At 62.4% G+C, this 11,017-nt stretch carries 8 protein-coding genes; 5 read left to right on the top strand and 3 right to left on the bottom strand.

Going from position 1 to position 11,017, the window contains the following annotated elements; genetic code table 11:
* The first annotated feature begins 70 nt into the window (after nt 1-70).
* The 3 genes from BMZ10_RS02780 to BMZ10_RS02770 are packed head-to-tail and all read left to right on the top strand — an operon-like array spanning nt 71 to nt 4,847.
* Nucleotides 71-1,486, top strand: a complete 1,416-nt coding sequence (locus BMZ10_RS02780) for a TolC family outer membrane protein (RefSeq protein ID WP_093458520.1) — start codon at nt 71-73, stop codon at nt 1,484-1,486.
* A complete protein-coding gene (locus tag BMZ10_RS02775) occupies nt 1,483-3,642 on the top strand; it encodes a type I secretion system permease/ATPase (protein ID WP_093458519.1) in 2,160 nt (719 codons plus the stop codon). The genes BMZ10_RS02780 and BMZ10_RS02775 overlap by 4 nt, the downstream gene beginning before the upstream one ends.
* Nucleotides 3,639-4,847, top strand: coding sequence for a beta-barrel domain-containing protein (locus BMZ10_RS02770; RefSeq protein ID WP_093458518.1), 1,209 nt, complete (start codon nt 3,639-3,641; stop codon nt 4,845-4,847). The genes BMZ10_RS02775 and BMZ10_RS02770 overlap by 4 nt, the downstream gene beginning before the upstream one ends.
* Here BMZ10_RS02770 and BMZ10_RS02765 read toward each other — a convergent pair whose 3' ends face one another.
* The 3 genes from BMZ10_RS02765 to BMZ10_RS02755 all read right to left on the bottom strand — a co-directional run bounded on the left by BMZ10_RS02765 (nt 4,848) and on the right by BMZ10_RS02755 (nt 8,525).
* Nucleotides 4,848-5,444, bottom strand: a complete 597-nt coding sequence (locus BMZ10_RS02765) for a trypsin-like peptidase domain-containing protein (protein ID WP_093458517.1) — start codon at nt 5,442-5,444, stop codon at nt 4,848-4,850.
* A gap of 425 nt (nt 5,445-5,869) precedes the next feature.
* Nucleotides 5,870-6,994 (bottom strand): alkene reductase, encoded by a 1,125-nt coding sequence (locus BMZ10_RS02760; RefSeq protein ID WP_093458516.1) that lies wholly within the window; start codon nt 6,992-6,994, stop codon nt 5,870-5,872.
* A 76-nt stretch (nt 6,995-7,070) separates the two neighbouring features.
* Nucleotides 7,071-8,525, bottom strand: a complete 1,455-nt coding sequence (locus tag BMZ10_RS02755; protein WP_093458515.1) for an aldehyde dehydrogenase family protein — start codon at nt 8,523-8,525, stop codon at nt 7,071-7,073.
* 520 nt (nt 8,526-9,045) lie between these two features.
* Between BMZ10_RS02755 and BMZ10_RS02750 the strand changes: the two genes are divergently transcribed.
* Together BMZ10_RS02750 and BMZ10_RS02745 are read left to right on the top strand one after the other, a co-directional pair.
* Entirely contained in the window at nt 9,046-9,357 is a 312-nt protein-coding gene (locus BMZ10_RS02750; RefSeq protein ID WP_093458514.1) for a cupin domain-containing protein, read from the top strand.
* Nucleotides 9,358-9,489: 132 nt separating this feature from the next.
* Complete coding sequence (locus tag BMZ10_RS02745) at nt 9,490-10,884, top strand: UDP-glucose dehydrogenase family protein (RefSeq protein ID WP_093458513.1); 1,395 nt, start codon at nt 9,490-9,492, stop codon at nt 10,882-10,884.
* Nucleotides 10,885-11,017: the final 133 nt, after the last annotated feature.

The following is an 11,017-nucleotide window of genomic DNA, read 5'->3' as shown; positions in this document are numbered from 1 at the left end:
ATTGCCAGGAAAGCCGGCTTTCGAACAGTAAGGGAATAATGTGAGAGGCGTTCGTCGTCAAAAATGGCCGATGGTGGTGTTGACCGTCGGCCTGTACCACCCGATGGTTACCGCTGCAACGGCCCAGGATCACATCGATCCCGGCCTGCGCAGCATCAGCCCTTCCCGCCTGCAAACCCATCCGGCGGCCGATACACGCAAAAGACCTGTGCTGCCTGCCTCTTCTGTGCCGGCGAGGGAGGACAACCAGACGCTGGGCCTGGAGCAGGCGGTGCGGCTTGCGGTCGATTGGCACCCCAGCATCAGCGAAGCCATCGGTACGCTGTATCAGCAGGCCGAAGGCATCAACGTCGCCGAAGCCGGCTACTACCCGCAGATATCCGGCGGCGTGAAAGGCGGATACAGCAGCGGAACCGGCAGCGATGCGAGCAGCCAGTCGGTCAGCATTTCGCTCAAGCAAATGCTCTACGACTTCGGCAAGGTTTCCAACGCCGTCGACGCCGCAAAAGCCCGGGCCGCCCGCAGCCAGGCCGGAATTCTGCTGGCGATCGATCAGGTCGGCCGCGATACGGCCTTCGCCTACATCGAAGTGCAGCGCTATCAACACTTGCTGGAAATTGCCCGCCAGCAGATCAGCGGCATCGGCGACATCGTCGAGCTTGCCAAGCAGCGCAGTGACATGGGCGCCAGCACCCGTTCCGATGTCGTTCAAGCCCAGTCGCGCGCCGAGGGCGGCATGGCCACGTTGCAGGAGTTCAAGGCGCAGTACGCCCGCTGGCTCGCCACCCTGACCAACCTGCTCGGACGCCAGACGCCGCCGCAGGTCAACGAGGCGTTTACGCCGTCGCTGGGACAGGCCTGCAACGCGCCGGTCATCACCGACGCGCTGCCTGCCGTGCTGCAGGCAGCCGCGCAACGCACCCAGGCGCAGGCCGAACTGGCGCAGGCCAGGTCCGAGGCCTATCCGACGCTGTCGCTGCAGCCGTCGTTCAACCAGTACCTGGACAACAATTATGACAATCAGAACCCGGCCATCGACCGCACCCAGGTCGGCATTTTCCTTAATCTGGAGGTGCCGATCTATCAAGGCGGCGCCATCAGCGCCCGCAGCCGCGCGGCCGGGTACGCATTGACTGCCGCCGACTCGGCCGAAGACGCCGCCCGCCTGCAGGCACGCCAGGGACTGAGTGAAGCACAGGCGCAAACCTCCGGGCTCACGCGCCGGCTCAACTCGCTGGAATACCGCCAGACCAGCATCACCGAAGCCCGTGAACTGTACGGCAGGCAGTACCTTGAACTGGGCACGCGCCCGCTGCTCGACCTGCTCAACGCCGAGCAGGAAATCCATCAGTCGCGCTTCGACCTCGCCAACACCCAGGCCGACCTGCGCCGTCTGCAGATCGACTGCCTGTACAACAGTGGCGCGCTGCGACGTGCCTTCGGTATCGATCACAGCACCATCCAGCATGTGGAGATCCTGCCATGAACGATTCCGTGGTCATCCCTCACGATCCGTCAGCCGGGCCCCAGCGCCAGGATTACTCGCCGTGGCTGGAAGCGGTGCTCAAGGTCGCGCGGCACTACCGGCTGGATGTTTCGCCGGAAAGCATTCGCCTCGCTTCGATCCACAGCGAAGGCCGGGTGGAGGACGTCGTCCGGCACATGGCGCGTCAGGCCGGTCTGAGCGTCAAGTTCGCCCGCTATGATCACAAGAGCCTGAGCCGCTGGCGAACGCCGCTGATCGTGCAGTTGCAGGACGGGCAGATTGGCGTCATCGAAAGCGTGAGCGAGCACGGCGAACTGGGCATCGCCTACAGCGGCGATCAGGGCCTGCAGAGTCGCATCGATCCGTCGGCGCTGGCCAGCCAGGCGCTGCGCACGGTGATTCTGCGACCCACCCAGCCGCTGAGCGATGTGCGCACCAACGACTACATCAAGCCGTACGACGAGCACTGGTTCAGGCGCATCGTCCTCAGCGACCTGCGCCCCTACAGTCAGGTGATGCTCGCCTCGCTGGTGGCCAACCTGCTGGGCATGGCTGGCGTGCTGTTTTCCATGCAGGTCTATGACCGCGTCATCCCTGCCGAGTCGCTGCCGACGCTGTATGTGCTGTTCGGCGGCGTGATGCTGGCGCTGATCTTCGACTTCGTCATGCGCGTCATGCGCCTGCGCATCACCGACGTACTCGGCAAACGCGCCGACCTGCGGGTGTCGGACCTGGTATTCGGCCACGCCCTGCGCCTGCGCAATTCGGTGCGCCCCAAATCCACCGGCTCGTTCATTTCACAGTTGCGCGAGCTTGAGCAGATCCGCGACCTGATCACCTCCAGTACCGCGACGGCGCTGGCGGACATGCCGTTCTTTTTCCTGTTTCTGCTGGTGTTTTATCTGATCGGCGGGAATCTGGTGCTGATCCCGTTGCTGGCGCTGGTGGCGATGGTGCTGCCGGGCATGCTCGCCCAGGGCAAGCTGGCGAAGCTGGCCAATGCATCGATGCGCGAGGCCGCGCTGCGCAATGCAATGCTGGTGGAAAGCGTCCAGGGCATGGACGACATCAAGGCGCTGCAAGCCGAGCAGCGCTTTCAGCAACAGTGGAACCACTACAACGCGGCATCGGCCGACAGCAGCCTGCGCTTGCGCTCGCTGACCAACAGCCTGGTGGCCTGGACCCAGAACGTGCAAGGCGGCGTGTTTGCCATCGTCATCGTCTTCGGGGCGCCCATGGTCATTTCCGGCGACCTGACCACCGGCAGTCTGGTGGCTGCGTCGATCCTGTCTTCGCGGATGATGGGCCCGATGGCCCAACTGACCCACGTGCTGACCCGCTGGCAACAGGCCAAGGTCGCCCTGCAGGGCTTGAACCGGATCATGCAGATGCCGGTGGACCATCCCGAGGGCAGCCAGCGCGTGCACCTGCCGGCGATCCGCGGCGACTATCAACTGCGGCAGGCCGGCTTTCGCTATAGCGAAGAAGCCTCGCCAGCGCTGAGCGGTATCGACCTGAAGATCCGTCCCGGCGAACGCATCGCCGTTCTGGGTCGCAACGGCGCGGGTAAATCGACCCTTCTGCAAGCGCTCGCCGGGGCCATGGACCTGAGCAGCGGCGAAACCACCCTGGACGGCATCGCTCTGGCTCACATCGATCCGGCCGACCTGCGTCGCGATGTCGGCCTGATGTCCCAGCAGGCGCGGCTGTTCCACGGCACGCTGCGAGACAACATCACCCTGGGCGCCGGTCAGGCCAGCGATCAGGAAATTATCGCGGCGTTGGCGGTGACCGGCGCACTCGACTTCGTCCGCCAATTGCCCAAAGGCATGGACCATCTGATTCTGGAAGGCGGGCTGGGACTGTCCGGCGGGCAGCGCCAGAGTCTGCTGCTGTCACGCCTGCTGATCCGCCAGCCGCAGGTGCTGTTGCTGGACGAGCCCACGGCGTCGCTGGATGACATCACCGAACGCCTGCTCCTGGAAAAGCTCACGACCTGGTGTCAGGGCCGCACGTTGATTGTGGCAACGCACAGGGTCAGCGTGCTGCAACTGGTGGAACGCATCATCGTGGTCGACAACGGCAGAATCGTCATCGATGACCATCGCGATGCGGCCCTCACCCGACTGCGTCAGCCGCAAGGAGCTCAGGCATGAAATCACTCACCACTGACCAGACGCCGCGCCTGCCCGACCAGGTGACGTATCTGGACGGCAGCGACGAGCGCAGCATCACCGGCGGCGTGCGGGTGATCTGGGGATGCACATTGATGCTGGCGTGCTTTCTCGCCTGGGCGGCGTGGTTCGAAGTCGTGGAAGTGTCGACCGGCACCGGCAAGGTCGTGCCCAGCTCCCGCGAGCAGCTCATCCAGTCAATGGAAGGCGGCATCATCAAGGAGATGAATGTCACCGAGGGCGCCCTCGTCGAGCGCGGTCAGGTGCTTGCGCAACTGGACGCGGTGAAGACTGAATCCAATGTCGGCGAAAGTGAAGCCAAGTACCGGGCCGCGCTGGCGAGCGTCAATCGACTGCAGGCCGAAGTGAGCGAGAAACCGCTGAAGTTCGACGAGTCACTGAGTCGCTACCCCGAGCTGATCCGCGCCGAAACCGAGCTGTACACCACTCGACGCAAGGGCCTGGAAGAAACCCTGGCAGGCATTCAGAGTTCGCTCAAGCTGGTGCGTGACGAGCTGGCCATCACTGAAAACCTGGCTAAGATCGGCGCTTCCAGTCGTGTCGAAGTGCTGCGGCTGAACCGTCAGCGATCGGAGCTTGAGCTGAAAGTCACCGAAGCGAAATCGGATTACATGGTGCGCGCGCGTGAGGATCTGGCCAAGGCCAACGCCGAAGCGCAGACGCTGATCGCGGTCATTCGCGGCCGCACCGATTCGCTGTCACGCCTGACAATCCGCTCGCCGGTGCGCGGCGTCGTCAAGGACATTGAAGTCACGACCATCGGCGGTGTGGTGCCGCCCAACGGTCAGTTGATGCAGATCGTGCCGCTGGATGAGCAATTGCTGATCGAGACGCGCATCTCGCCGCGCGACATTGCCTTCATCCATCCGGATCAGGAAGCCAAGGTCAAGATCACCGCCTACGACTATTCGATCTACGGAAGCCTGGATGGCAAAGTGGTGACCATTTCGCCGGACACTATCCAGGACGAAGTCAAACCCGAGATCTTCTATTACCGGGTGTACATCCGCACCCAGTCGGATGTACTGCGCAACAAGGCCGGTAAAAGCTTCGCCATCGTGCCCGGCATGATCGCCACGGTAGACATCCGCACTGGCGAAAAGACCGTGCTCGACTACCTGATCAAACCGCTCAATCGCGCACGCGAAGCCTTGCGTGAGCGTTGATCAGCGGCTGGCCAGGTGGGTGGCTGGCGCAGCGACGGGGGCGGCCTGCGCCAGGTAACGGTTCCATTCACGGTTGATCTCGGCGTACGGCATGAAGATGCTGACCCGCGGCTGGTTGGCCAGATCCGGACGTTTCAGGGCGGTCAGGTCACCGGACGTAAGGAACGCCACGGTGATGCCGACCACTTTGCCATCGGCGGCGAAAACCGGCCCGCCGGACATCCCCTTGGCGGTCGGGCCATCGTGGGTGCCGTACATGACGTTGCCTTCTTTGCTGTCCAGCCGGACCATCGCCGGCAAGGCATGACCGCTGCCCTTGACCGACATGTACACCGAGTTGAAGCCCACCGCCGTGACTGCTTCGCCGGGCTGATAGGCGCGCCAGAGCGGGACGCCATTGGCCTTGTGGCGGAAGAACTGCACGTCGCCCTGCCCCTGGTACACCGAGCCTGACAGATAAGGAATGTGCTTGACCGTCACCGCGTAGTCTTCATTCCACTGGATCGCCGTGCCCATCAGGATATAGGGCAGCGGCGCGCCGGAATGAACGACGAACGCTTGGTCATAGACTGGATCCTGGGTAAAAGCGACTGGCATTCCATTGCACCCGCTGATCAGCACTGAGGCTGCTACAAGCGACTTGAGGGGGCGCATTTTTGTACACGAGAGGTAGTGGAGACGGCGCGAATATGTCATTGAGCCACTACTAACTCAATAGCTGGAAGCGACCTTCCGTCTAATAGCACTTTGATAGCTTATTGGATCCGAAACCCGCGGATTTCCTGGGCCGCAGCGTTTCGGGATGGATGCATTGTCAAGCGGCAGCGTCATGGCCAGCGGGAAAGGTCCGCCCATGCCGAGCGCCGGAAGCGGCACTGCCCCGAATGAATGGCACTCGACGCGATCGTGGTGGCCGGCGTGCCCACCAGCGCCAAGCGGACGATGGCGCCCCTCAGCGACGGCTTGGTTCCGAGCCCGGAACGGGCCGGACCGACTCATGCCGGCCCGGCGAAGGGTTGCGGTCAGCCGGCGTAGGCCGGGTAGTCGGTGAAGCCCGCTTCCGTGCCGCCGTAGAGGGTCGACGGGATCAACGGGTTGAGCGGCCAGCCATTGGAGATGCGCGCCGGCAAATCCGGATTGGCAATGAACGGACGGCCGAACCCGATGAGGTCCGCCAGCCCCGCCTCTACCAGCCGGGCGCCGCGCTCAGCGGTGTAGCGACCGGCGTAGATAATCCGGCCGCTGAAGGTTGTGCGCACGTCGCGACGGAACTGCTCGGGCAGATCGGGCGCGTTGTCCCAGTCCGCTTCGGCAATCGAAACATAGGCAACGCCTGCCTCCTGCAACACCTTGATCGCCTCGATGTAGGTGTGGTGCGGGTCTTTCTCCACCATGCCGATGTACACGCGGTCCTGATCGGTGCTGGTGAACAGCGGCGTGAAGCGCACGCCCAGACGTTCAGGACCGACGGCGTCGGCGACGGCCTGAACCACCTCGCGGAGAAAGCGCAGGCGGTTTTCCAGCGAACCGCCGTATTGGTCATCGCGCTGGTTGGAATGCTCGGAAATGAACTGATTGACCAGATAGCCGTTTGCGGCATGAATCTCGACGCCGTCGAAACCGGCGGCAATCGCATTTCGCGCGGCGGTGGCGTAGAGCCCGACCAGGGTTTCGATTTCGGCAATGCTCAATGCACGCGGCAGTGACGGCGCAACCAGTTCGCCGGTGCCCGGACCGGTCTGAATGAAAGCTTTGGCGTTTTCGGCACGGATGGCCGAAGGTGCCACTGGCGCGGCGCCATCGGGCTGCAGCGCATGATGAGAGACCCGCCCGACGTGCCAGAGCTGGGCGAAAATCACGCCGTCTTCAGCGTGCACCGCGTCGGTGACTTTCCTCCAGCCCTCGATCTGCGCCTGGGTGTAGATGCCCGGCGTCCAGGCATAGCCCTGTCCGCGCGGCTCGATCTGCGTACCTTCGGTGACCATGAAGCCCGCCGAAGCGCGCTGGCGGTAATACACCGACATCAGGTCGGAGGCGACATCGCCCGGCTGGGCGCTCCGTTGCCGGGTCAGGGGCGGGAAAGCGATACGGTTCTTGAGGGTCAGGCGACCCAGTTCCACGGGCGTAAACAGAGCGTGATGAGACATGGCGGTATTCCGGTTGAGAAAGAGGAGATAAATCGAGTGGCGCGTGGCCTCTCTGTGCGAGAGGCCAGCGGCCGGCTTACTTCTTGATCAGGACGGTCTTGGGGTTGGTGAACAGCAGCCGGCCTTCATGCCCCTGCTCGGTGCCTACCCCGGATTGCTTGTGGCCGCCGAACGGGATGTCCACGCCCTGGGTGTGCATTTCATTGACCCAGACCATGCCGGTCTCCAGGCGATTGGCCACCGCCACCGCCGCGCGAGTGTCACGCCCCCAGACCGAACCGCCGAGGCCGAACGGGCTGTCGTTGGCACGCTCGATCACGTCATCCACTTCGTCGTAAACGATGATCGGGACGATGGGGCCGAACTGCTCTTCCTGGACGATCTTCGATTGCTCGGGCGGGTTATCCACCACCGTCACCGGGATGAAGTAGCCCGGACGGCTTTCATCGACCTCGCCGCCCAGAACGATGTTCTGGCCGTTGGCCTTGATGTCGTCCAGGAACGTGCGGACTTTGTCGAACTGCATCTTGTTCTGCACCGGTCCGACCGTGACCTCGGCATCCAGACCGTTACCGAGTTTCTGCTGACGGGCGTATTCGACGAACGCCGCCACGAACGGCGCATGGAACGAGCGATGGATGTAGAGGCGCTTGATGCCGACGCACCACTGCCCGGAGTTGCCGATGGCGCCCCAGAACAGCTGCGGGATGATTGATTTCCAGTCAGCGTCGGGCATGACGATGGCCGCATCGTTGCCGCCCATTTCCAGGGTCAGGCGCTTGACCGTGCCGGCAGCCGAGCGGATCACGTGCTTGCCGGTCTCGGTCGAGCCAGTGAAGCTGATCTTGGCGATGTCGGGGTGAGCGGTCATCTGCGGGCCGAGTTCGTTGCCGCCGGAGACCACCGACAAAACGCCGGCCGGCAGTACCGATTGGGCGATTTGCCCGAAACGCAGAGTGGTCAACGGGGTGAACGGTGACGGCTTGATCACCATGGTGTTGCCGGTCAGCAGCGCAGGCGCGACCTTCCACAACGCCAGCAGTACCGGGAAGTTCCACGGCGTGATCGCGCCGACGACGCCCAGCGGCGTATGGTGCAGCTCGACGATGTGGCTGTCATTCTCTTCCACGATCTCGACCGGAATGCGCCGCGCGGCGATCTGGCGAATCCAGGAAATCGCCTGATCGACTTCAGGCTGCGCCATGGTTTTGAGCGGCTTGCCCTGCTCCAGCGTCAGCAACACGGACAATTCATCGCGATGCGCCTGCAAGGCGTCGGCATAAGCAATCAGGTACTGCTCGCGTTCGTCGTAGCTCAGCGCAGACCAGCCTTTGAACGCCGATTTGGCAGCGGCAATGGCGTCTTCCAGTTGCTCGGCGGTGCCGGCCGGTGCCTGAGCCAGAACCTGGCCGGTGGCCGGGTTCATCACATCGAATGTTTCATGGGTTTCGACCAGTTGGCCGGCAATGCTCAGGTAATAAGGACCGTCGAACAGGCTGTTAGATACACGTGTGCGGGAGGCAGTGGCCATATCAATAATCTCCAGAAGCGTGAGTCGATATAGATAAGAAGTGCAACATCAGTCAGCTCGTAAGTTCGAAAGGTGCGTATATCAGGCCCTAAGTGCTCGTCGCACCCGGCACGCTGAAAGACAACTTTGCTTATCCGTCTTGAGCATTGCGTAAATTGACTGTTGCTGTAGTTACTTTGGAGTAGACCAGTCGTCTAATCCGTTGAAATGAATGTTAGGGGCGATCAAATGGGTCAACAATGACGAATCCGCAAGGATTCCGGACATCGACTGCCGAACGTGGCTGTCCTCCGCTAAATTCGCGGCTTACCGGTCGCCGAATCGCGACAATGGCGAGTAAAAGGCCGCGAGACAGATGGGAAAAGCCGTCGCAACTTGCGCAATCTTGCGGTTATTGACCAGTGCGTTGGCGATCCCGTTGCAGCCGTCGTCAGCCCACGTATCATCGCGACGCTGGCGCCGGGGGTATCCACATCACCCGCGCTCAAGTTCAGAACGACTCATTCAGGAAGGTATTCGTTTGAAAATCATCCGCAGTAAAACATTTACCGGCGAACGTCCATGGGCAGCGTTGGACATTGCCAACATGAATGGAATAACCACGCGCCTGCACTGGACTGACCAACCTTATAAGTGGCACGTCAATGATGGCCAGGAAGTGTTCGTGGTATTGGATGGGCGTGTCGACATGCATTACAAAGAAGAAAACATCGAGAAAGCCGTACGGCTGGAAACTGGCGATATCTTTTATGCCTCCGTTGGAACGGCGCACGTCGCTCATCCGATCGGCGAGGCGCGGATCCTGGTCGTGGAAAGCGAGGGCAGCGTCTGAATCACGTCCGACGCACTCCCCAACATCGGATGTGCATGAAAGCGTCACAGGATCGAAAACTGCCAGTGGCACGCTGAAACAGGTGGGCGTCTTGCGCCCCGACTTTCCGCGCGTCTTGCAGGGACTCGTCACATGAAAATCAGCGTATTCGGAAGTGGTTATGTCGGTCTGGTGCAAGCCACCGTGCTTGCCGAGGTGGGACACGACGTCGTATGCATGGACATCGATGAGGCCAAGGTCCATCAGCTGCGTCAGGGCCAGGTGCACATCTACGAGCCTGGGCTTGCCGCTCTGGTGCGCGACAACCTCGACAACAGGCGTCTGCAATTCACCACCGACGCGCAATGGGCGGTCGAACACGCCGACGTGCTGTTCATTGCCGTCGGCACGCCGTCCCGCGAAGATGGCTCGGCCGATCTGAGCGGCTTCTTCGCCGTCGGTGAGGCCATCGCCAGGCATCGCAGTCAGCCACTGATCATCGTCGAAAAGTCTACCGTTCCGGTCGGCAGCGGCGACGCCCTGCGCAGCCACATCGACAGGGCATTGCGTCAGGCCGGACGCTTGCTGCAATTCGAGATCGTCTCCAACCCCGAATTTCTCAAAGAAGGCTCCGCGGTCAATGACTGCCGGCGGCCCGACCGCATCATAATCGGCAGCGACAACGAAGCCGTCCGCCAGGTCATGCGCGAACTGTACGCACCGTTCAACCGTAACCATGACCGGATCCTGTTCATGGACCTGCGCAGCGCCGAGCTGACCAAGTACGCCGCCAATTGCATGCTCGCCACCAAGATCAGCTTCATCAACCAGATCGCAGAACTGGCGGAGCACTTGGGCGCGGATGTCGAATCCGTGCGCCGCGGCATCGGCGCCGACTCGCGGATCGGCTATGACTTCATCTACCCGGGCTGCGGTTACGGCGGCTCCTGCTTCGGCAAGGACATCCGCGCGCTGATTCGCAGCGCACAGCAAGCCGACTGCTCGAACGACCTGCTGTTGGTGGTCGAAGCCATCAACGAACGGCAGAAGCACAAGTTGTTCGAGCGCATCAACGCGTTCTACCAAGGTCACCTGCGCGGCAAGACGTTTGCTTTGTGGGGCCTGGCGTTCAAACCCAACACCGACGACATGCGGGACGCGCCCAGCCGCGTGCTGATGCAGGCACTGTGGGATGCCGGTGCGAACGTGCGGGCGTTCGATCCGGAGGCAATGGGCGAAACCCAGCGGATCTACGGTCGCCGCAAGGACCTCATGCTGCTGGGCACGCCGGAAGCGGCGCTGGAAGGTGCCGACGCGCTGATCGTCTGCACCGAATGGCAAGCGTTCAAGGCACCCGATTTCGAGCTGATCCAGCAGCGCCTGAGCGCGCCGGTGATCTTCGACGGCCGCAACCTGTATGATCCGGAACGGCTTGCCCGACGAGGCTTTCATTACTTCCCGATGGGCCGGGGCGAATCCTGCAATCTACCGATACCGCAAAAGCGCTGGAGCGTCTTTCCGGCCCTGGCGAGTGGTCATCTGCTCTGAAACTCTGCCGCTGCGCGCCGGGCAATCCGGCGCATTGATCCTGCACCCGGCCCCGACGCAGGGCGCCCGATGCACCGACTGGTCAACCGCCGCTGGAACCGCCTGCCAGCCGCAGTTGGCAAAATGACACACC

It is taken from the genome of Pseudomonas sp. NFR16, from assembly GCF_900108875.1.
GTDB lineage: Bacteria > Pseudomonadota > Gammaproteobacteria > Pseudomonadales > Pseudomonadaceae > Aquipseudomonas.
Note: the sequence above shows the minus strand (reverse complement) of the source record. Positions and strands in the feature narration are given on the sequence as shown.